The 21,543-nt window shown below is 52.6% G+C and carries 26 protein-coding genes; 21 read left to right on the top strand and 5 right to left on the bottom strand.

Translation table 11 applies throughout. The annotated features are described in order from the left end of the window. The first annotated feature begins 369 nt into the window (after positions 1–369). The 3 genes from mobQ to Q1A53_RS22315 all read left to right on the top strand — a co-directional run bounded on the left by mobQ (position 370) and on the right by Q1A53_RS22315 (position 3,146). Entirely contained in the window at positions 370–1,962 is a 1,593-nt protein-coding gene (gene mobQ, locus Q1A53_RS22325; protein WP_299971251.1) for a MobQ family relaxase, read from the top strand. Between the two features lie 142 nt (positions 1,963–2,104). Continuing rightward, complete coding sequence (locus tag Q1A53_RS22320) at positions 2,105–2,791, top strand: ParA family protein (RefSeq protein WP_299971249.1); 687 nt, start codon at positions 2,105–2,107, stop codon at positions 2,789–2,791. Position 2,792: 1 nt separating this feature from the next. After that, entirely contained in the window at positions 2,793–3,146 is a 354-nt protein-coding gene (locus Q1A53_RS22315) for a hypothetical protein (RefSeq protein WP_299971246.1), read from the top strand. Positions 3,147–3,169: 23 nt separating this feature from the next. On the opposite strand, the gene Q1A53_RS22310 is transcribed toward Q1A53_RS22315, so the two are convergent. Next, positions 3,170–4,225, bottom strand: coding sequence for a replication initiator protein A (locus Q1A53_RS22310; protein WP_299971243.1), 1,056 nt, complete (start codon positions 4,223–4,225; stop codon positions 3,170–3,172). An 838-nt stretch (positions 4,226–5,063) separates the two neighbouring features. Here Q1A53_RS22310 and Q1A53_RS22305 point away from each other — a divergent pair. From Q1A53_RS22305 to Q1A53_RS22265, 9 genes are all read left to right on the top strand, one after another. Next, positions 5,064–5,867: a hypothetical protein gene (locus tag Q1A53_RS22305; RefSeq protein WP_299971240.1), complete on the top strand. Its 804-nt coding sequence runs from the start codon at positions 5,064–5,066 to the stop codon at positions 5,865–5,867. Then, the gene (locus Q1A53_RS22300) at positions 5,864–6,388 is read left to right on the top strand and encodes a hypothetical protein (RefSeq protein WP_299971237.1); all 525 of its coding nucleotides are present in this window, start codon (positions 5,864–5,866) and stop codon (positions 6,386–6,388) included. The genes Q1A53_RS22305 and Q1A53_RS22300 overlap by 4 nt, the downstream gene beginning before the upstream one ends. 131 nt (positions 6,389–6,519) lie before the next feature. Beyond that, the gene (locus Q1A53_RS22295) at positions 6,520–7,113 is read left to right on the top strand and encodes an HNH endonuclease signature motif containing protein (RefSeq protein WP_299971234.1); all 594 of its coding nucleotides are present in this window, start codon (positions 6,520–6,522) and stop codon (positions 7,111–7,113) included. A gap of 164 nt (positions 7,114–7,277) precedes the next feature. Next, the gene (locus Q1A53_RS22290; RefSeq protein ID WP_299971231.1) at positions 7,278–7,883 is read left to right on the top strand and encodes a tyrosine-type recombinase/integrase; all 606 of its coding nucleotides are present in this window, start codon (positions 7,278–7,280) and stop codon (positions 7,881–7,883) included. A gap of 5 nt (positions 7,884–7,888) precedes the next feature. After that, positions 7,889–8,104, top strand: a complete 216-nt coding sequence (locus Q1A53_RS22285) for a WGR domain-containing protein (RefSeq protein WP_299971228.1) — start codon at positions 7,889–7,891, stop codon at positions 8,102–8,104. Between the two features lie 198 nt (positions 8,105–8,302). Further along, complete coding sequence (locus tag Q1A53_RS22280) at positions 8,303–9,052, top strand: hypothetical protein (RefSeq protein WP_299971225.1); 750 nt, start codon at positions 8,303–8,305, stop codon at positions 9,050–9,052. Continuing rightward, positions 9,049–9,759: a hypothetical protein gene (locus tag Q1A53_RS22275; RefSeq protein ID WP_299971222.1), complete on the top strand. Its 711-nt coding sequence runs from the start codon at positions 9,049–9,051 to the stop codon at positions 9,757–9,759. The genes Q1A53_RS22280 and Q1A53_RS22275 overlap by 4 nt, the downstream gene beginning before the upstream one ends. 112 nt (positions 9,760–9,871) lie before the next feature. Beyond that, positions 9,872–11,173, top strand: a complete 1,302-nt coding sequence (lysA, locus tag Q1A53_RS22270; protein WP_299971219.1) for a diaminopimelate decarboxylase — start codon at positions 9,872–9,874, stop codon at positions 11,171–11,173. A 191-nt stretch (positions 11,174–11,364) separates the two neighbouring features. Further along, positions 11,365–11,736 carry a hypothetical protein gene (locus Q1A53_RS22265; RefSeq protein WP_299971215.1) on the top strand — a complete coding sequence of 124 codons (372 nt, stop codon included), beginning with the start codon at positions 11,365–11,367 and terminating at the stop codon, positions 11,734–11,736. Here the strand turns inward: Q1A53_RS22265 and Q1A53_RS22260 are convergent. Beyond that, positions 11,724–12,734, bottom strand: a complete 1,011-nt coding sequence (locus tag Q1A53_RS22260) for a hypothetical protein (protein ID WP_299971212.1) — start codon at positions 12,732–12,734, stop codon at positions 11,724–11,726. The two genes, Q1A53_RS22265 and Q1A53_RS22260, sit on opposite strands and share 13 nt — an antisense overlap. A gap of 889 nt (positions 12,735–13,623) precedes the next feature. On the opposite strand from Q1A53_RS22260, the gene Q1A53_RS22255 reads away from it, so the two are divergent. Genes Q1A53_RS22255 through Q1A53_RS22215 form a run of 9 tightly spaced genes read left to right on the top strand, consistent with a single transcriptional unit; the run spans position 13,624 to position 19,699 of the window. After that, the gene (locus Q1A53_RS22255; protein ID WP_299971209.1) at positions 13,624–14,205 is read left to right on the top strand and encodes a hypothetical protein; all 582 of its coding nucleotides are present in this window, start codon (positions 13,624–13,626) and stop codon (positions 14,203–14,205) included. Positions 14,206–14,209: 4 nt separating this feature from the next. Further along, the gene (locus tag Q1A53_RS22250; protein WP_299971206.1) at positions 14,210–14,881 is read left to right on the top strand and encodes a hypothetical protein; all 672 of its coding nucleotides are present in this window, start codon (positions 14,210–14,212) and stop codon (positions 14,879–14,881) included. Continuing rightward, complete coding sequence (locus Q1A53_RS22245; RefSeq protein ID WP_299971203.1) at positions 14,878–15,975, top strand: hypothetical protein; 1,098 nt, start codon at positions 14,878–14,880, stop codon at positions 15,973–15,975. The genes Q1A53_RS22250 and Q1A53_RS22245 overlap by 4 nt, the downstream gene beginning before the upstream one ends. A 10-nt stretch (positions 15,976–15,985) precedes the next feature. Beyond that, on the top strand, positions 15,986–17,569 hold the full coding sequence (locus Q1A53_RS22240; protein ID WP_299971200.1) for a type IV secretory system conjugative DNA transfer family protein: 1,584 nt from the start codon (positions 15,986–15,988) through the stop codon (positions 17,567–17,569). A 17-nt stretch (positions 17,570–17,586) separates the two neighbouring features. After that, complete coding sequence (locus tag Q1A53_RS22235) at positions 17,587–18,066, top strand: hypothetical protein (protein WP_299971197.1); 480 nt, start codon at positions 17,587–17,589, stop codon at positions 18,064–18,066. Next, positions 18,059–18,424 (top strand): hypothetical protein, encoded by a 366-nt coding sequence (locus tag Q1A53_RS22230; RefSeq protein ID WP_299971194.1) that lies wholly within the window; start codon positions 18,059–18,061, stop codon positions 18,422–18,424. Before Q1A53_RS22235 ends, Q1A53_RS22230 begins: the two co-directional genes overlap by 8 nt. Before the next feature lie 24 nt (positions 18,425–18,448). Beyond that, the gene (locus Q1A53_RS22225; protein WP_299971191.1) at positions 18,449–18,745 is read left to right on the top strand and encodes a hypothetical protein; all 297 of its coding nucleotides are present in this window, start codon (positions 18,449–18,451) and stop codon (positions 18,743–18,745) included. A 55-nt stretch (positions 18,746–18,800) separates the two neighbouring features. Continuing rightward, positions 18,801–19,019, top strand: coding sequence for a hypothetical protein (locus Q1A53_RS22220; RefSeq protein WP_299971189.1), 219 nt, complete (start codon positions 18,801–18,803; stop codon positions 19,017–19,019). Beyond that, positions 19,016–19,699 (top strand): Fic family protein, encoded by a 684-nt coding sequence (locus Q1A53_RS22215; protein ID WP_299971186.1) that lies wholly within the window; start codon positions 19,016–19,018, stop codon positions 19,697–19,699. The genes Q1A53_RS22220 and Q1A53_RS22215 overlap by 4 nt, the downstream gene beginning before the upstream one ends. Positions 19,700–19,714: 15 nt before the next feature. On the opposite strand, the gene Q1A53_RS22210 is transcribed toward Q1A53_RS22215, so the two are convergent. The 3 genes from Q1A53_RS22210 to Q1A53_RS22200 form a co-directional block, all read right to left on the bottom strand. Then, a complete protein-coding gene (locus tag Q1A53_RS22210; protein WP_299971183.1) occupies positions 19,715–20,104 on the bottom strand; it encodes a hypothetical protein in 390 nt (129 codons plus the stop codon). A 63-nt stretch (positions 20,105–20,167) separates the two neighbouring features. After that, a complete protein-coding gene (locus tag Q1A53_RS22205) occupies positions 20,168–20,485 on the bottom strand; it encodes a hypothetical protein (RefSeq protein ID WP_299971180.1) in 318 nt (105 codons plus the stop codon). Between the two features lie 582 nt (positions 20,486–21,067). Further along, a complete protein-coding gene (locus tag Q1A53_RS22200) occupies positions 21,068–21,346 on the bottom strand; it encodes a hypothetical protein (protein ID WP_299971177.1) in 279 nt (92 codons plus the stop codon). Positions 21,347–21,543: the final 197 nt, after the last annotated feature.

Raw genomic sequence — 21,543 nt, 5'->3', positions numbered from 1 at the left:
TGGCCACCCTACGGGCCTTGAGTTTGCGTGCGTCGGGTCCCGTCCCGATGACGGGCAACAATCGCACGACTTCGCTGTTTGTTGTAGCGTCAGCTTCGAGCGGCCATCGAGGCCAGATCAAAGCTGAAATGCGTATCACCGCAAACCACTCGCAGGACTTGGAGACTTCCCTCTCCACCTGCACCGAACCATGTCTTCAAAGGTCTATCGCCACCCTTGAAAATCAGCTCTTGGGGCGTCTCCCCCAAACGAAGCCTCACCCTCGTCGGATAAGATGCACAGACCGTTTCCTCGGTCTATCAGGACAATCTGGCGGCAGATTGAGCACCGCGAAGGAGCGTCCTTCGATGCGATGGGCCGGAGGCGTGCATGGCGCAGTATAGGCTCAGCGTGCAGATGATTGGCCGGAGCGGTGGTCGATCCGCAACCGCCGCCGCAGCCTATCGCGCCGGTCAGCGGATCGAAGACCGCGAGACCGGGCTTGTCCACGACTACACCGCCAAGCGCGGAGTCCTGCACACTGAAATCATTGCCCCCGACAACACGCCCGATTGGATGAAGGACCGCACCGAGCTTTGGAACGCAGTCCACAAAGTTGAGACGCGATCCAATTCGCAGCTTGCCCGCGAAATCCAGCTGAGCCTTCCGTACGAGCTTTCGCAGGAGCAGCAGGTCAATCTGGTCAGGCAGTTTGTTGAGGAGCAATGCGTGGCGCGAGGCATGATCGCCGACATTGCCTTGCATGCCCCCTCCTCCGATCCTGGAGCGGATGAGCGCAATGTCCACGCCCATGTGTTGCTTACTACCCGCGAGTTCGTTGGCGACAGTTGGGCCAAGCGGAAGAACCGCGACTGGCACCAGACCGAGATGATCGAGGAATGGCGAGAAGCTTGGGCGCTTCACCAGAACCGCGAGCTTGAGCGCATTGGATCATCCGAGCGCGTCGATCATCGCAGTCTTGCCGATCAGGGCATCATGCGCGAGCCGCAGAAGCACCTTGGCCCCATTGCGACCGAGATCGAGCGCGACGGCAGGTCATCGCATCGCGGCAATGAAAACCGCGCCATCAAAGCACGCAACGGGTTGCTGAACGATATCACGCAAGCCGGGAACGTGCTGGACGCCAAGATTGCCTTCGAGAAGCGCAAACTGGCAGCGTGGCAGGACGCCAAGCGCAACCAGCTCCGGCTTGATCAGGAAGAACGGCAGCAGCGATTTGAGGCGCAACTGGAAAAGGACATGGCCGCATTCGAGGCCTCGCTTGACGCCGAGATCGGTCAGACCAAGCAAGGGATATCACGTGCCCATGAGCAGGTGGCTTCTCGCCTTCAGGTGCGCGGCTGGCGGAAATTCATTCGGGACATCACGCTGACGACACGCAAGGACAAGAAAGAGCTGGAACGGCTGGAATACGACAAGGCGCGGGTGCAAGCCGACGAAGACCGGAAGCGTGCCGATCAAGAAGGCCAGCAGCAATCGCAGCGCGACATTCGGGCGACTGAGGAAATGAAGAAGGCCCGTCTTCTCGAAAAATCGTTTCAGAAGGCCGAGGAACGCCGTGAAGCCGAAGGATGGGCCATGAAGGCCGGAAAGGGCGTTAAGGCCGCTCAGGAGGCCCAGAAGCGGCAGGACGCGCAAAATGGCCCCCCTGCCCCACCCAAGAAAGAGCAGAAGCCGAAGCCAGACCGTCAGGACGCGCGCAAAGATCGGTTCCAGACAAGGCGCGAGCGTCAGGGCGAGTTTCGGGATCGGCGTTCACATGCGGAAATCCGGCGTGAAGAGCGCGAGCGCCGAACGGTCGATCTGCGTAAAGGTGACGGTAAGGGGCGATCTGAAGAAACGGAGCCACCTACTCAGGATATGGATGTTCTTAGGCGCAGGGCTGATGAGCGTCGTGAAAGACTGTTGCGGGACCGTGAGCAACGGCGTGATCGGGGTCTGGATGATGACTTTGATATCTAGTGGTATCCATCTGGTAACCATAAGATATCTAGTAGATATCCGATATCTGGTAGATATTCATATGTTGTGGATATTCTTTTAGTATCTGTTGGCTATCCGAAAGCTATCGGGTATCATTTTTCAAAAATAAGGAGGCACGAGCATGCCCGTGATATCATTTGCAAACCCCAAGGGCGGGGCAGGGAAGACGACGACTGCCCTGATCCTTGCCACCGAACTTGCCACCAAGGGTGCGCAAGTCACCATCATCGATGCAGACCCAGAGAAATGGATTTCTCAATGGGGCGCGCTCGATGGAAAACCCGACAACATCACCATCATCAGTGACGTGGCCGAGGACACGATTATCGACAAGATCGATGACGCAGCCAGCTCATCGCAGTTTGTGGTGGTCGATCTGGAAGGTACTGCCAGTTTGATGGTTTCAAACGCTGTGGCCATCTCTGATCTTGTGATCATTCCCACGCAAGGCTCGTCCATGGATGCGAAGGGCGGTGCGAAGACCATCAAGCTCATTCGTAGCCAAGAACGCGTCACGCGCCGTCAAATCCCGCATGCGGTGGTGTTCACGAGGGCAGGGGCGGCGATTGCGACACGTTCCCTGAAAAACGTGGTGGAACAGCTCAAAGCAGGCGGCATTGATATGTTCAAGACCGCGCTTGTTGAGCGTGCAGCCTATCGCGAGATGTTCTCATTTGGTGGTACACTTGATGACCTTGATCCAAGACAGGTCAACAACATCACACAGGCAAAGCACAACGCGCAGCAGTTTGCGGGTGAAGTGCTTTCGCGCCTGAAGGCCAGCCAAGAGCTGGCAGAGGCGGTGTAACATGGAAAAAGAACGCGCAAGCCTTGGTTTTGGTGACGAGCTGGACGCCTTCGATCCGACAGAGTGGACACCCAAGCCGGAGAAAACCGCCAACGACAGGCCGAAGGCAGAAGAAACAATGGCCGCAGCTGACGCGGCGGGTTTCAAGAGCCGTGAGCCAGCTCAGCCAAAACCTGAGAAGAAACGCCAACAGCGCCGCCATACAACGGGTCGCAACGTTCAATTCAACTTGAAGGCACGGCAGGAAGATATTGATGCTTTCTACGCAATTGCAGATGCGAATGGCTGGGTGTTGGGTGAAGCTCTGCAACATGCCATTGCAGCGTTTAACAAGGTGCATGGCAAGACGGGGTAGGGTGGTTTTGCGCTCCCGATAGTCTATGACGGTCTTCCACGCCGCTCGAACCATTTTCGGCAAAAGCCAATGAAAGCAGCGTCCGCATTGCGTGGCGGTTCGGTCATCCAGCTTCGCCACTCTTGCTCTAGCCCATGAATATCCCATCCGGGAGCGGCTTCCCTTGCTTGATCATAGGTCTCCGACTTTAGGAACAGGGCAATTTGCGGGGTAGGGTCGGCATAGGCTTCGGTGAACGCTGCCTTTGGCCGTACAGTGACAATCCCGCCCTCTAGCTCAAAACCATAGTCAGGCATGTGGTCGTGTTCTCGATCTGCATCGATGATCGCGGATACCATGCGTTTGAACTCTTTGGGCGTGGAAGAAGACCCCGTTTTCGCGTGGAGCTTTTCCAGCCCGATCTGCCAGCTTCTTTGCTGGCCACAATGTTTACGTGCCAGCTCGTAAAGCCGCCGCTCAAGCGGTTTGCGAAGCTGGAAATACTGCCTGTTCAGGGTCAGGACTTCCTCACCACGGATGGCGTTGAAAACCCAATCAGACAGGGTAATTTCAATCTCCTGCATGCGCCCGTCGCGCGTCTTGCGCTTCACGCTTGCTTTGTCGATAAGCCCGAAGGTATCGAACTGCTCTTCGCCCCCCGTGGTTATGTTGGTGGAGATTGTGGTGCCCTTGAGGCGCTCAAGTGCAGCGCGAAGCTGTTCGTAGCCTCGCCCATCCGTTCCACGGTTGGTGGCAAGCTGCATGTCATGCGCTCGGATTTGAAGCGTCTTGGATACCTTACGCCCACGGTTCAGCCCCGCCATCACTTGGGAGATGCAGTAGATCAGAATGTCACGGTCAAAGACTGTGGCCAGCCCTTCGACGCTTGGCGTCACCTTCACGAAGGATTTGCCATCGGCAGATTCGTATGTTCGAATCTTGGTGTCAGGCTTTGTCGCAAGACTGAAAACCGGATGCTCCATGGATGCAGCATCGCCCTTGGGCACGGCATCGAAGATATCGCAGACGAACAAGTCGTCTTGCTCATGGCGCAACGGAAGAAGAGGAGATCGCGCTAAATTCGTGTTATCACCCACCATGTGGAGATATTCGTGCTTTCACCCACCAAGCGCAAGCGTTTTCGTGTTATTACCCACCGGCGCGCTGTGGATATTTCTCTAAGTTTTTCGTGTTATTACACACCAAATTTCGTGCTATCGCACACCACATAACGTGTTATCACCCACCCCACCACTGATTTCTCATAAGTTTTTCAATAGCTTATTACCGCTTTTGATTCGCGTAACACATTAATAACACTAGATAACACTAACAGCCTCGCAAGCTCGGCCAAAATTGCCATTGCCAAAGGGGCGATGACTTCGGTGGAATTCGGCGATTAGCGAGCAAGCTCGCCGCCGAATACACTTGTTCAATCATCGGTTCGCTTCCAGCTCACCAAAGAACAGACGGACGTGCCAAGCACTCGGACACCGCATCGCTGAGTCGATGCCTGAAACATCCAAGAACCACCATCAAGGCAACCTGCTACGCAGGGGCTTCGCCGCCTTGACAGTGAACCTTGTATGCTTCCGAGACGGCATCAGCGATAGCGGCTCCGAAGAACAGGCACTTAGGTTCCGGCCAGACCGACAGGGCAGGGTGGACTAACTACCCGATAACACGGGGTAGGCACAGGGGTTAGATATTTTACATAGAAGGGCTTGTGCGCCTCCAACACTTTTTTGGATCTCTGCCCGCAGCGCACCCAACTATCGACCTTGCTTACCACCTTAGGTAAAAAGGCGTGCAGAATTACACGTTGGAGAAATACTTTTGGATAACTCTATTGGCCTTCATATCTATGCAATATTTCAGCATAAAACGAGAAAGCCTCCTAAAATCGCCTTTTCAGATAGTGGAGATGGCTCCCGGTTCATGAAAACAGTTCCTCACTTCATCAAGAAGTATGAGAGTGCAGAAGACGAAGAGGGAGTGCCAGAAAGGCCATGGTATCTTGATCCTGCGAAGCCCGATGGGGGAACTTTCGAAGGTCTGATCATGTATGGCAGCTCGGGCTTTGCTACGGACATTGTGGACCGCGAGACCCGGACTACTCAGTACAAGCGCAAGATTTCAGATATCGAGATCTTCCCGCTTTATTATCGCCTTTGGGTGCCCACGGCAGGCGAGTATGCCCTGCTAGCGTTGCAGACGTTTGGGCAACGCTCTTGTGTGGGGCGTTTCCAGAACGCTTTGGAAGATGGATTTCGGCGGACTAACTCAGGATTCCGCATTGTCTTTAGCCCAGTCGCGCCGGGTGAAATTGCATCATACAAAGCTGCAGAGGTTAAGCGGTTGAGTTTGACCAAACGCGATTATTCGAGTGATGCAGCGGAGAACCAGCTTGGCGATCCAGGTGCGTTGGTCGATCTCGGGGTGTCGTTTAGTGCCAAGCGTCGATCTCACCTTGGCTTACTGAAGAATTTCACGGACCGCGTTAAGGCAGCGGCTAGCGGAAGTGTGTTAGAGTACAATGACACGCACTTTGATGAGGCAACCGCCGAGATCATGGTCGGAGGAAAACGCCGCACGGTTACACTTGTTGGCGTCAGTCGCAACACTGGCAAGTTCGATCTGTCTGAAGATGTCAAGCGAGGGCCGAACGGTATGCCAAAATTTGAGTCCATAAGTTCGGAGACTGCTTCCATTTTTGCCGATATCGCAGCAGGCAAGGTATGAAAAAGATAAACATTTTTGTTGTCGTAAGAGATCACATCTCGACGCTGTATGACGATAGCTCAGAGACCTTTTCGTTCTCTGACTTAGCGTTCTTTTACCTGCTTCCTGTTCTTCTTGGAGTTTTGTATTTTTTCTTCCCCTTCACGCTTCCACCTGAAATCAACGGAGCACTCATCGCCGTGTTTTCAGTCTTTGCCGCACTTCTGTTCAGTGCACAGATGGCACTCTACGGTTTGTCTCCTCGGGAGCCCGCAGCAGGGTCCGACGATACTTCAAAGGCGCGGGAGGAGGAGAGATTCCGCCGCGACCGTAAGTTTTTCGCGGATGTAAATTACAATGTTTCATACCTAATCTTGTTGTCGTGCATCTCGTTGCTCGTTTTCGTCGCGATGATGGTTGCCAGCTTGTCAGGTCCGCTTGAGGGAGCAATCCTAGTTGTCCTTGTTTCCCACTTTTTTCTGACGCTTCTGATGCTGGTGAAGAGAACCCACATTGCCTTTTCATCCAAGTACAAAGACTAGTAGATTTTAGAGACTGGTGCATAAGTCATATCTCATTGAACACTTAGCTGATCTGGGTAAAATCAAAAGCTTAGGGCGTTGCACGAGTCTGGTGCACGTCGCGGTTAAGCGAAGTGCTGGAGCGGTTTTGGATGAAAGATGTGGAGTATGTTAAGGCCGTTCTGTCAGAAGACTTCGAAACAGAGCATTCACATGAAATCCCCTATCCTGATCTGAGTGAGGTAGTTAGGGATGGTTTGTATGAATATCTCGCGGGAACTGTGGATGGAGAAACACCAAACGGAAGTAAGAGCCGTGAAGGTCACGACTACCTTTGGTTCCAGTGCGGCAAGAAGTCGATACTTACCCACCGCTTCATCGCGGCGGTAACTCTAGGGAAATGGGTACCGAGGGACTTTGACGTAGACCACGTGAACCACAATCCATCAGACAATCGTCCAATAAATCTTCGTATCGTAACTCGCCGCGACAATGCCGGAAACAGGCGGAGAGCGTTGCTTTCAGAACTGGCAGACCTTGACGCGGTTTCTCGGTCTCTCAAAGAGCGCAAACCTTTAAAAATTCCTTCACCAGAGCCGAATCCTGTTGCCGATCACTCGTCAGTTGACATGTCTTTTGGTGGCCCGATCCCTCAGACGACATTCACGGGAGAGACTAAGCCTGCAAAGCATGGTGGTACATGGCACAAAACCAACCTTGGCTCTTGGCATCTCCGCTTCGACTGAGGTCAAAAAAAGAACCAGCCAGTCAAAATTTAACACTATGGGTAATAGTGTTACATCGTATACTTCATGATAGGGCAGGGGTGGCGCGCTGAGCCCTGCTTTCTTGGGGGCAAACATCCCGCACAGGATTCACAGCGTAACACTATTCGCGTATAGTGTTACATATGAGTGAAATGCGCCTCTACGACACCCAAGGAAACCGCCTCTATCTGAATGCAGATGAGCGCGCTGCGTTCCTTGATGCGGCGCGGCAGCGGCCAGCTCGGGATCGTACTCTCTGTGAGACATTGCATTATACGGGGTGTCGTCCGTCCGAGCTGATCGAGATCACACCTGCGCGGGTCGATCTGGCTGGGGATACGATTGCTATTCGGTCGCTCAAGAAACGCAAAGATGTGTCCGGAGAGATCAAGGTTGTGTTTCGTACTGTGCCGGTGCCGTCTGATTATCTCGACACGCTCAACACAGCACACGGCATCCGTGAGGTTCAGAGGTCACCTAAGCGGGCAGGGGAGCCCATCTGGCCAATCACCCGCGTTCAGGTCTGGCGGATCGTGAAGGATGTCATGATCGAAGCCGGTATCCCAGATGCGCCGCAGCGCTCGCCCAAGGGTTTGCGACATGGCTATGGAATCAATGCCGTGGTGAAAGGCATTCCATTACACATGCTGCAAAAGTGGCTTGGGCATGCGCAGCTCACGACCACGACGATCTATGCTGACGCTGTGGGCAAAGAAGAACAAGACATTGCATCAAAGATGTGGGGATAGGCGACATGCACCTGACCAAGATCGAGCGACAGTACAATCAATATCGCTTCTATCGCATGGAGATCGTGCCCGGCCTCTTCGGCGATTGGAGCTTAATCCGGGAGTGGGGCCATATCGGCGGCGGGGGTCGTGTTCGCACGGACTGGTTCGACAGCGAAGAAGACGCCAAAGACGCGCGGTTTGAGCTGCACATGCAGAAGGCTAAGCGCGGTTACGAGTAGGGCAGGGTGCTCCTGTTGCAAAACCCCGTGCGAAATGCAGGAGCTGTGCAACACTGTTTAGCGCTGACTACGTCTTTGATTTCATGTAGTCGCTGAATGTGTCGCGAGATAAACCGTTTTCGAGAGTTCAAACTATTTTCTTGCCCCTCTAGGTCTCTTCGGGAAAGATCGTCGTAGGGTTTCTTTAAGGAGATAGACATGGGTGGAATTAACTGTGATATGAGCGATCCGGTTGTCATTACAGCTCCGGGCAAGCGAGTGGTTCACAAGGACTCGGTTGAGTATACCGTTTCTGTCGCACTGCTTTCGAGATCAATATTTACGAGCTATCAGGCCTTTCTTGCTTTGCAGTGTGCAATCGAAGATGTAGTTCTTGTTGAGTTTTCCTTCCCAGAACAAACTACGTCGCTCACCGAGGCGGTCTCAGCCAAGGCAAATGGATATCGCAGTGAGCTTGAACAGTTGTTCGCAGCGATATCAGGTTTTCGTGGTTCTGCGAGCAAGAACTTTAGCTCTCCAGAACTCATCGAGTTCATGAAGTCAGCTTATGCTGCTGGCGCTGAATCCGGGCTTTTAACGATCTCGCAAGATGGCGGAATACTGAATGGGCAGTCTGAAATATCCGCACAAACAGCGGCAATACTAAGTGACGGAATGGAGCTTGGGTTGGCAGATGAGTTTGCTGCGCTCACAGAAAAGCTCAAAAGTTATGCCGATAAGCTTAATGTCGCAATCAAGGATGCAAGTAGATTTGCCAGTGAGAGTCGTTACCAACTTTCAATTCGAGAACTGGAGAACGCTGTCTCTCCCTTGTCGATTGCAAGTCAATCGACTTGGTTACGACTAATGGCGACGCACTCGAGTTGGGCTGTTCTAAATATGGCAACACTTCCAAGCCTTGAAGGGAAGGATACGCCTATTGAGAGCTTGATAGATAAGCTTGAATGAAGACTACTTACAGGGTTAAGCAACGTCCAGATATTGAGATAAGCGTATCTGCGGTATCTGATCCTCCATTTATGAAAGGAAATCCCAGAACTGGCTTTGTTTGTATGTCAAAGGCATCCATCGGAGTACAATTTCTGGCGTCTGGATATGGCTTTGGTTACTCTAAGCATGTGGCCTATGGTAAGGCAGAACAGGAAGCTTTGCTTAGATCGCTGAGAAGGCTTGGTTGCTTCAACAAAGGTGGAATTTATCCAGAGAGCACTTTAGGGATGGCTGCTGCAAGCAGTCGTGATCTAGCCGAGCGTAAAGCATTCAGCGAGTACACCGAAGGCTTTATGTCGCATGATGATCTCCGGCCATCGACTGGGGTAGCTCGCCGACGAGCAAGAACAACAGGAGCCTACCTAGAGTTTTTTGAGCAAGAGAAGCGAGGATTGAGTCTGGCGCTGTGCAAGTTAAGCAGCCTGTCCGTGGTACTGCCTATAGTATCAGGAACAGCAGCCCATTTAAGTCCAGCAAAGGCGAAAGCAGCTGCTTATCAGGAGGCTGTAATGACCGAGATAGTAATGAGAGGTATGATTGAACGTGGCGAGATAATCCCAGATCAGAAACCAAAGTCTAATCGAGAATTTGAAGAGCTAGGAAGCTACGTAACTCTTTGTTGCCAGTCAAAATATGGAAGTACTTTTATATCTAGGTACTGCTGAATTCTTCCGAGCTATAGCGCGTGAATTGGGGGTGGTACATACGACCATTTCCCAGCTAGGTTACCAAAAAAATTTTCAAATCCCTGAGTGGAAAATAGGAGAATAGTACGAAATGGCGTCCGTTTCTGACAACGAGTTTTACCGCAATGACGAACTGATCCGGGAGCTGGCAGAGCAGTATAATACGCCACTGTACGTATTCGACGAGAAAAATATCCGGGACCGCTGCAAAGAGCTGCGAAGTGCAATCGAGTATGAGAACCTACAGATAAGGTACGCATGCAAAGCACTCACACTTCAAGCCGTCCTTAAGGTCGTGTTGGATGAGGGTCTATGGATCGACGCATCTTCTATCAACGAAGTTGACCGAGCCTTAAGGGCAGGGTTCTCACCTTCTCAAATCTACTACACCGGAGAAGGTGCAACGCTTACGGTGTATCAGAACCTGACAAAGCGCGGCATCCTTATAAACTGTACATCCATTGATCAAATTAAGCTGCTTGGTCAAGCGAGTGGAGCGGAATGTTCAATTAGATTGAACCCCGGCGAAGGGCATGGGGCAAATACAAAGACTAATACGGGAGGCCCTAGCTCAAAGCACGGCATCTACTTTGATCAGATCTCAGATGCCCTTGAGATCGCTAGTAGCAACGGTGTCCGGATCGTAGGTTTGCACTCACACATTGGCTCTGGAACCGACCTTTCTCACTGGTTACGGATAAAAGACAAAACACTGAACATCGCTCGTGAGCTTCCCGACGTACATACTATCAACCTTGGGGGAGGTTTGCCCGTTGTGTACGACCCAGAAGAAGATCAGCCAATGCCGCTCCGTCAGTGGGGTGCCGCACTTTCCGACAGTATGAGAGCATTTTCTAAAGAGATGGGTCGAGATTTCCGCCTCCAGATTGAGCCCGGGCGATACATTGTAGCTGCTTCTGGAGTTCTGCTAGCTGAGGCGCAGGCTGTTAAAGAAACATCTGGTGATAATACATCGCCGGGATACGAGTATGTCATTGTAAACTCGGGCCTAAACCACAACATTCGACCTTCAATGTACGGCAGTTATCATCCTATCCGTTTTCTGGCGCCCCAGACACGGCAACAACAAGATCGAACCAAGTCATATGTGGTAGCTGGATACCTTTGCGAGTCAGGAGATGTATTCACTGTTGATGAAGACGGAACGCTGCTTACACGGGAGCTTCCGCAAGTCGAAGTTGGTGACATCATGGTGATGGCAGGAGTTGGTGCCTACTCGCACTCTATGAAGAGCGAATACAATTCCATGAATTTGCCGATGTCGATTTTGATTCAAGCCAACGGTCAGCCAAAAGTCATTGAGCGGCGCGGTACTTTGCATGACATAATGCGCCGTGAGGTCGAGGCTTACAACGAAGGCGTAGATGAATAATTTTGGCCGGGGATAAATTCACATAATGAACCTTATAGGTCATAAGATCTGACCCAAAAATTTTCAGTTTCTATGCTGAAGCCCAGCATGGACTTACTACCCGATGAGACGGGGTAGGCACAGGGGTTAGAAAACCTTTAAGTTTGATATACTTACGCCAATCATGTATCCTCATTTATTTTGAGGTATTTATGGCAGTGAATTGGAAAAGGCCGGAAGGCCCGTTTGTGACAGCGTTACAGAAGTTCTTTTTTGAGCAGGGCAGTATGACGAACTTAGATATTCGTCGGAGCAATGATCATCCAAATCCAGCAACATCCTTCGTCTGTGCGCCAGAGATGGAGGTTGCAAAAGAAATTGGTATCGATGTTCGCAGTCTTGATGATGTTCAGGCATCTTGTGGGCCTCTCGTCCATGTAACTGATCTAGACTTTGAGGACCAAGCTGAGCAACTTTCTCCGGTGATACCGCCGGACGTGCGATATGAATTCTTCATCGCAGCAGTAGAGGGCAAAGGGCGCTACGTCTTCTGCACGGATGCAGTTTTGAGCTACGAGCCTTGATTGTGCGACATGCTTTCTTTGAATATCACGCTCATTCCCTCATTCTTGGCGATGTTGATAAGCTTGTCAGCATCGATCTGTTCGAGTTCTGGCAAGTCTTTGAAAGGGAACTGACCGCTCTCGTCGGAGAACTCGTCGTCAGAGGATTTGCGGTAGATCATGACCTTTGACATGAAGTAGCGCTTCTGATTGCTCTCATGGTGCCGCCGGATGACGAGACCTCCGTGGCGGTTGTCTCTGAAATCGTCGCTCATCACCATGAAGAACGCAGCGGTATCTTTCACTTCAGCCCCGACGAAGATCAGGCTGTTGCTAAAGATGTAGATGCGCCCGGTGATATCGATGGGTGTCTTTGGCCGAGCTTTGTACTTGATCGAGAAATCCAAGAAGTTGCGGCCGTCAGGTTTGGAGACGTCTATTACGCCCTTAGCATACAGCTCTTTCCCTTCCTTGCTGGACCGCTCTTTTCCTTCATTCCGCGCAAATCGAATGGAGTATGCGCCGTGCTCGAATGCCTCGTAAACGCGCTGAAGCTCTACTGGATTGGGGTTGGCCCGTTCCACCAAGACTCCGGTATCTTCAGATGCACGTGTTTCGTCATCGCCGTTTGAGAAAACGCCAGAGAACTCTTCTGGATAAACTTTGACCACGAGCGGCACGATGTGATCATCCAGTGCGCGCAGATTTATGAAGCGACCCGCTTCTTTCTTAATCAGGTGCTTGTAGAATGCTTCCCGCAAGAAATTGTAAGTTTCTGTGTTGAGCCTTGGAAACTTAGAGCGGCTCTTGCCGCCTGAAAAACTCTCTCTGGAAACATTACGGGGAAGTTTTCCCTTGAACAGAGTCGTTGGCTGAAGGCCTTGGCGATACTTGAGATAGTCGCTCAACAAAAACAGATCGGCAATTTCCGGTGTTCCCGGATTTCTCTCTTCGCTGTCTAATGCAGTCCGAATTTGCTCTTCATTTAATTTTGGCAATCGAACCCCCATCAAACACATGCCAACACATGAACACACATGAACACACATGAATACACACGATGGTCATTGAATAGCAACCCGTGTGTGGATTTCACCTGCATGCTTACGCTCTGTGTACGAAGGTGTACGATTGACGGCTTGGCAGGCCGGGAAAGAGCAGGGTAACATTGTGTTAGTTTAGGGGGTGCGGCTGGAAATTTTGTTGCGCACTAGAAAGGGGGGCGAACTACAGATCAAAAAGAAAGGAGCGACCAAACCGCAAGTGCAGCTTGGTCGCTCCAGCCTAACCAACGAGGTGTTGGCGTTGGCGGTGCTCAATTGGCGTTGGCACACCGCCGGTTCCTTCATCTCACAAGCAGATGAGGAAAATCAATGGCACTGCCAAATCAAGCGGTGCGCGTGCATGATGCGCGTGCACGAGACTGCTTCAATGTGGTCATAGGCCTACAACGTGAAAGCGCTGCGCCGTCCCATGTCCGAGAGGCTGTCGATGATCTGAAACGCTCCGTTACGCGGTTGACGGGCGGCGTCACGTTATCGCTGTCAGAGGGTACATGGGCCGCAAAGGCCAATCAGAACAACTTTTCGGGACCGATTGAGGACAACGTTGCGATCAATCTGCTCGTAACGCTTCTGCCTTCTGACACACCTACAGTGTGGCCCCGCATCGAGGCGGAGATCAGACACCTTGTTCGTGCGCATCAGCTCTCATGTGAGGCTGTCCATGTGATGGCTTGGCGGGCGCAGTCGCACATCTTCAGCATAAGCGGCACTGATCTGTTTGCTCCGCTGAACCCGGAGACTGCGGTATGAGAGCGGTCCCTAGCTTTCCCCACAACCCCAAATCTGGCGGTGCTTTCTGCGATGGAAGCGCCTGTCTGAACGCAACTTCCAGAAGGAGGATCACATGACACAACAAGTTTCACTCGCATATAAGGGGGGCGGATACGAAGAACCTACGCCGCCACCTTCAAGGTTCTCGCCGAAAGCTTTTTTCGTTGGAATTTTGGTTCTTTTGGGTGAATGCGCGGCGCTTCTGTTGCACGGTGCTTCACTCAGCAAAGTCCTGATCACTGACTACGTGATCCCGGTCGCGGATTACTTTTCGGTCCTTGCGCCAATTACTGGTGACATGGGTGTGGAGCACATCCTCGTCGGCCTAATCGCGGCAGGCATCGTGTTCATGCCTGTGTTCATTTACTTCATGTTCCTCAAAGCTCGTGTGTTCGATGATGCTGACATCTTCGACAACATGCGCTTGGCGAGCGGTGTTGCCTTGGGCGTTCTCGGGCTGCTGCTGGTCATGGGGATCGAGCTGTACTCGTTCTACGGCCTTTGGCTGGATTTCGGGAACAGTGGGCCGTTTGGCCAAGGCAAAGAGCTTGGCACCCTGCCACGCCTCTTGTTCACGGGCGTTACCGTGTTGATCGCCCAACTCTTCGCGGTTCTCACCGCGTATTTCACATTCACTCTGACAAAGAAGGACTGATCCCATGAAGTGGACGAAGACTCTCTGTGTTTGTGCGTCTGCGGCATTCGGCTTGGGGGTAACCCCAAGCTTCGCAGACGGGCAGTTTTTGTATCCGATCATCGATGAGGGTGCTGGATATAAAGTCACTGGTCGCGAGCAGGATGCTATCGAGAATGCGACGGAAATCTTGAAGGTCACTCAGCAACTTCCGCGCCGGGTATTTGGCGGGGTTCAAGCGTCGTTCATCGGCGCATCGAACAGCGCTGAGTTTTTGGCGGGCAGTCCGCGCGACATCTTGAAGGGTATGACGGTAGAGGAGTTTACGGCTGTTGTGACCCCGCAAGCTGTGTGTGGTGACTTTGCCGAGCTATTCACCACGCTTGAGTATCGGCTTTTGCGGGATCAGCCAGACGCGGCCTACATCGTGATGTCTTCGCCGATGATCGACATTGATCATAGCTTCTGCGGCGATGACGCTAAGGGCGCCCCCCAGATACCGCAGGACCCAAAGCCGGAGTACTTGCTCGATAAGATTTTGACGCACTCGGCAGTAAAGGCTTTCATAGTCGTGGGGGCTGATCGGAAGCAGGAACAGGCGTGGTTCCGGTACATCGACAAGATCGATGGCGCGGTTCGTCCGACTTTCGTGAAGAAAGAAGGCATACGCAGCGCATTGGTGGAGGCAGCACAATGAAATGCTTCCTCACCATAACAACGGCACTGGCTTTGGCCAGTGCCCCCTTCGGGGCATATGCTCAGGACCAAAGCGGGGTCGCATTTGACAACCTACCGGGTGCGTCTGCTTCCGGCTTGAGCATCGCACTGGACGGCGGTTCTCAGGCGCGTGACAACACTCTGAAGGTTGAGATCGACCTTTCCGGTGATGGCCGGCGCGAGCTGAAAAACATGATCCCGGTCTTTGGCGATCTGGCGCAGTACTCGGGCAGTCAGATTGTCGAGCTGGAACGCAAGTTGGAAGGCACCGAAATCCTCGGTGTGGCCATGCAGACGGTGAAAGCCTTCAAGGGTGAGAACATCGTCTTCATGTCCAACGCGGCGAATGTGATGTTCCTCAACATCGAAGGCGGCAAGTATGTCGTTGTCGCCTATGATGAGAAGGACAACGTGATGAAGAATCCCACGATCTTCATCGGCCAGTCGAATGGTAACGTGAGCTGCGCCACGACGAGCGGTCTCAGGTTGGCAAAGCACTCGCCCGTGCAGGCCCGGTTTCAAGTCCTGATGGACGTGTCCGGGTCGATGGATGATTCCATGGGTGACGTGATCGCGGCGTCCCTGAATTTCATCAATGGGGTTCCGCGAAACGCGTACTGCCGGGTTGTTACCTACAACAGCAGCTATTCTGTCGTGGATGCTGACAACGGCTATGGCGGCTGGAAGCTCTGTGAGGCCAAGAACTGGAGCTTGTCGCGGGTGAAAGCGAGCGGGGGTACGGATTCCACCGCTGCTTTGTTGCAGTCCTTTGCCGATCTGAAGGCTGCGCATCCCTACTTTTTGCCGAACAACGCGACCATGGTTTCAGGCCTTGTCGTCATCACGGACGGTGATGGTGTGGATGGCTCTGAAATCGCGAACATCGTCAGCACCAAAGGCGATATTCCGGTCTTTGCCTACTTCGAGGGACATGAGACTTCCACGTCCTACGAACGGTGGGTCGAGCGGTATCTTTCCGCTTCGGATGGGTCGAATGTTAGAACGGCCTTCCAGACCTTTGCCAATACGTATCTGAGTGCACGGGTCGTGGACCCCGGCATGTGCGGCGGGTGAGGGGCACGCCGTGCGCAGCAGTTCAGATAACTACGTCTATCATGACCATGTGGCCATCAATGGCGTAGCGCGGTTCCCGTTACAGCGGGAACTGCGTGATCGAAGCTTCGGACCCGGGGGGCGTTTGTCCTTCGGGTTCGTTCGTCCTGATGCGGACGGTAATCGTCTTCAGGAGATTTCTTATTCCGGCCCGAAACCGATCAACCTGATTGCGCCTAACAGGACGCATAAAGGCACAACCCTGATCCGTATGGCGTTGATGCACACAAGCAGTCTCGTCGCTGTCGATATCCGGGGTGAAATCGCACTGGCGACATATCACTACCGTAAGCACGTGCTTGGTCAGGATATCGTTCTTTTTGACCCGTTTGACACGGTTGCGTCCGCATTGGGCGTTGAAGCAGACGCTTTGAACTTGGCCGATCTGGTAGACCCGAACTCTCCGGTTTTTATGGAGGAGGCCGATGTCTTCACGGACGGGATTTGGGTCACAGACGCGAACTCTCAGGACAACTTTTGGAACTTGTCCGGTGCGGATGCTCTTCGCACCGCCATAATGGCATCGCGGGCGGATGGTCATGCGCAAGATGGAACCATCCACGATGCAACCCGCCTCTTCAGTCTTGCGCGGCCAGAGTTTTTCGACGCGCTCGACGGCATCTTTGTCAATGAGTGCGGAGAAAAGACGCTTCAGGTTCCGGGCATGGTGGATTCCACCTCGCGGCTGGTTCGTGATGGTGCGCGTCGCTTGTCTGGGAACGACGACAAAACGCTATTCAACATCCTTGCGACGGTCAGGTCGCAGATCGGTTTTCTGCAAAGCGATGCGATGCAGCTTGCGTTGGGCAAGTCCAAGGTGGACTTGTCCAAGCTCGCAGATGGGAACACGACGCTCTACATCGTCATCCCATCCGCCTACGTCCGACAGTACGCGCGTTTGATCCGGTTGATCGTTACGCTGTGCTTGTTCAGCGTATCGAAGTCGCAGAAGTTCCCGGACCCGCCTGTCCTGACCCTGTGGGACGAGTGTGCCATATGTGGCTATTCCGGGCAGCTCGTGGATTCCTATGGGATGCAAGCGGGCGATGGAAACCAGATCGTGACTGTCTGGCAGGACATCAACCAGTTGATGCGTATCTACTCTGACATTTGGCAAACCTTCATTGCCAATGCTGGAATGAACATCGTTTTCGCCAATAACGATCTGGAAACGCAGCGCTACTTTTCGGAGTTAAGCGGGACGGCGGATATTCATCTGACGACCTATGAGGGCGCACGCGCCAAGGCCAATCGGTTCAGTCATGAAGGCTTTAAGCATAGCGCTGACAGCGTGGTTTCCCGGAATTTGATCACGCGGGAGCGGATCAAGAACATGCCGCCTCACGAAGCGCTATTTTTTCCGGCGAACATGAACCCGGCCTTCGGGTTCAAGGCCCCCTACTATCTCGATAGCCGCTTCAGAGACCGCCGGGGACACCCAATCTTTGGCATTCCGCCACGCTATCAGCACCTACCTGCCCCTGCCCCGATTGATTTCTCAGGACCCGTGGATCGCGTGGCGAAGGCGCTGCACGACGCACTCAAAACAACCTAACTGATGGAGGAGACCCCATGTCTGATGATACCAGCCCTGCAAAGCAGATTTTCGTCGCGATCTTGCTCACGCCGCTCGCGCTTTTCGCCCTCTCTGACCTGTTTATGGTCTACTATCAGGGAGTCGGACTTCTGCCGTCCATGCCCAATCTCTTGCGACTAGTCATCCATGGCATCGCCGCTTTCGTCATTCTGAAGTATGTAGCGAAGGCGTGGTGGTATTTGCGGACGCGCCGCATCATGCGGTTTCAACGCAACTACGAGATGCACAACACGAACCTCACCTCGATTGGGAAGCGGGTCACCAAGACGCCCTCCCCGCTTGAGCTGTTGGCTTTCCTTGCGCTGATGTTGGCGGCTATCGCGGCGATCCATGTCTTCCGCCAGCCGTCCGCACCGTTCTTCTTCTTGTTGATGGTGCCTGGGATTGTCTTTTACCCGGTCATCGAGGCGCTGCTCTTGGCCCGTTGGAAAAATAAGGAGCTGAAGCATGTCTGAGCATGACACATCGGACCGGAATGACCCGCCGCCGGGATCAAAGGATGTCTCACACGACGATCAGACGCCTGAACGTGAATACGGCGACAACGCCGATCCGCGTTATGAACCCAACGACATGGAGCGCCGGGACCTCGCGCCGCCGGGATCAATTGGAACGATCAAGTCTGGGCAACCGCTTCAGGATATTCCTCCGGAGCAAAAACAAGCCATCGCGCAGAGATACGAGCGACTTCAGCAGCAGCAGGAACGAGACGAGCTGAAGGCCGATCTTAAGCGGGGCGTGCGCGGTGAGGAAAGGTCACGGCCCTTTTTGGCGAAGCGTGACTTTGACCGGAACGGCGGCTTGGATATCTGATCGAAAAATGGTATAATAATAACAATGAATTATGATCAGATGCGTCAGTACGAACAGCTCCAACGGGAAGAACTGGACACGGAATACTCGTTGGAGACTGTTGTGCGCAGGCTGAGGCACGAAGGCCGAGAAATCTCGATCCGTCTCACGCGTTCAATCTGGGCTGATTTTGACCTTCTGGTGTTATCGGACGTGATGACGGCAGATGAAATCGTGTCCATGTCTCAGCTTGGTACAGAGGCTTATCTCGAGCGCAGCTTTGAAGCTAATCTTGGAAACTTCATTCAGCATGCAGTCAACGATCTGAGGCGGTTCTTATGATATCACTGATCCGTCTAGTTCTTGAAAAATATACGATTTTGTGGGAATATGAGATATGAACAGCAACCTTACAGCACAGCAGGAAAAAGCGGCGCGGAAACAACGGTTTCGCGAAGGTTTGACCCTGCATGACATCGAAAGCAACCCGCTGACGACTGATGAAGTTGCCATGTTCGAGATGTTCGACCGCGAAGGATGGAGCGACGATGAGCGCCGTGCTTACATCATCGCGAAAGGTCAGCGCGATGCCGAGGCCAGTCTCGCCGCTGAATGACCAATGAAGATCGCGACCGCGAGCTATATCGCTACCCCGACAGTTCCGTACTGAGAAACCGCCTTGGTATCCGTGATGCCGAGCTTCTTGCGCAGCAGGAACGCTTGCTCGTGCAGCAGCGGATCACGGAAGGCGTGCCTACTGGACGGTTTGATGAAGCGCACCTGCGGGATATTCATAGGCATCTGTTTCAGGATGCCTATGATTGGGCCGGAGAGTTCCGGCAAGTAGATATCGCCAAAAGCGAGAGCTGGTTCCATCCGCATGAACGGCTTTCGACGGGTATGGCGGATGTTCACAAACGTCTCAGCGAACAGGACTATCTGCGGAACCTGTCACGCGAGCAGTTCTCGCAGGGGGCAGCGGAATACATCGGCGATGTGAACCGACTACATCCGTTTCGTGAGGGCAATGGCCGGACCCAACTCCACTATTTGAAGCAACTTGGCGGGCAAGCAGGTCACGCCATCGACTTAACCCGTTTTGATCGGTCTTCATGGATTGATGCCTCTATTGCGGCCAGTCGTTTCGACAGTGGCCCTATGGCAAGGTGCATAGATCAGGCGGTTATTGAACGGAGCCATTCGACCGACCGATCCGTTGAACGAGGTCGCGAAGGCATCGCCGAAGGCAGAGAGAGAGCGGAACGCTCTACTGGGATGGATATCGATGATGATTGATTTGAGGAGGTGAAGTTACTCCTTGGTTACAGAGCGAATGCCAAAAATAGCGACAGCAGCGGCAACAGCTAGCAACGCTACGCCAATCGCTTGTGTGCTGACTGTAAACAGCCCAAGGAGGTCGATTTCTGTGGCTGCAGCTCCATTGTCACCAGTGACCATCAGCATGAAAAGCCCAATGGCAGCAAATGCAACGGCGGTGACGCCAATCACGATTAGATTTTTGTGCATGTGGCGTCTGCCGTCCTTGTTATCTTCGAGTGTCATCAAAGCCTTGGCAAGCTCAACCTTTTGGCCATCTTGCAGAGTATCCACGTCGCCCAAGATATCTTTGGGCTGAAGTTCGAAGGCATCTTCTGCCTTCTTGAGCTCTGAAAATCTCGTCTTTCTTTTCCAAATAGGCACTGCAAATGCTCATCAAACAACCAATGGTCATTGATGGCGCAATTCAAGACATGAATGCAAGTGTTAGGCGCGTGCCTTTGAAGCAGAGCTAGGGGTAGTTACTGAAGCTGCGATATCCGGAGCTTCACGCCTTTGGGCGATTTTTCGAGCGACATTTAGAATTGGCATTTGCAACTCACGGTAACGACCATTGTCTTCATCTATGGAAGCAATGGTATTTCCTTTTTGAGTTTCACTTACTGCCCACTCAAGCAGTGTCAGCGCGTTGTTGAACAAATCCTTGTTCGACTCGCTTCCGGTCGCAGCAAGGAGATCACGAACGTCCTCAGCTCGATCAACGGTTACATCGAATTGAAAGCGTGTTTTAGGCGGTGGTTTCATTAGCACCTTTCGAAGCGCGAGTGACTTACACGTTACTTTACGTGCTCGTCCGCTTCTTTTGTTTTGGCGAAGTATCTGTCTTCGTTGCAGCGAGACAGGAACTCCTTCGTTTTCAGAATAATAGGCTCATCCTTTGCGAAAATAAGATTACGGCTGGGTCCGCTTGTGGCGGTTGCAGTCGGGTCTGGCATCTAATGACCTTTCTCTCGAGAGGGCGGGGCCGAATTGGCATGGGCGGTAAACAAGCATGGAAGCCTCCTAAGATGAAATGTATGAGGTTTAAATAGTGCACTTTTGCGGTTATGTCAAGTTTAACATGGGGTGATTTAGCGAGGTAAATACGAGGTATATAAGAGGTCAAAGTTATCATATGCATGATGAGCGACAATAAAATACTCGACAGATACTGAAAATAATAGATAAAAATCAAATACATAGTATATTACTTGATAGGTGAAAGCCTGTCTTTAGCCTGCTTCGCCGGAGCCGCTTTTCAGTTGCCCTCACCCAAACAGGGGTAAGTGAAAAGAGGAGACAGAGATGCGGGCACGGGCTTGCTTTGCTGGTGAGCTTGAAAGTGCCCTACCCTTCTGGGGTATCCTTAAATGGAGGAAGGCCGAGGAAGTCTCGATCAGCATCGCGGGTTACGCGGTTCTTTAGGATCGTCCAAAGGTAATCAGCGAATTGGGCGTCATGTTGGGCATGGGCTTCGACAACTGCGCCGATGATCGAGATGCGCCTGTTTCTGATCTTTCGGTCCTTTGAGCGTAGACGGGCTTGGACGGCTTTTTTCCGGGCGGCAAGCTTCGCCTGAGCTTCCTCAAGGCGTTTGAGTTGTTGTTCGTCTGTCAGTCGTGCCATCGACCCTCCTTTTGCCATTATGACAAATTTTGTGATAAAGTTCAAATATGGCAGCAGATTTTGGAGATATCATATATCGAGAAGTATTTGCGAAGTGCGCACTTATGCAAACTTGGCCTTTGGCCACCCTACGGGCCTTGAGTTTGCGTGCGTCGGGTCCCGTCCCGATGACGGGCAACAATCGCACGACTTCGCTG

The sequence above is a fragment of the uncultured Roseobacter sp. genome (assembly GCF_947496515.1).
GTDB lineage: Bacteria > Pseudomonadota > Alphaproteobacteria > Rhodobacterales > Rhodobacteraceae > Roseobacter.
This window is presented reverse-complemented; position numbering and strand designations above follow the sequence as displayed.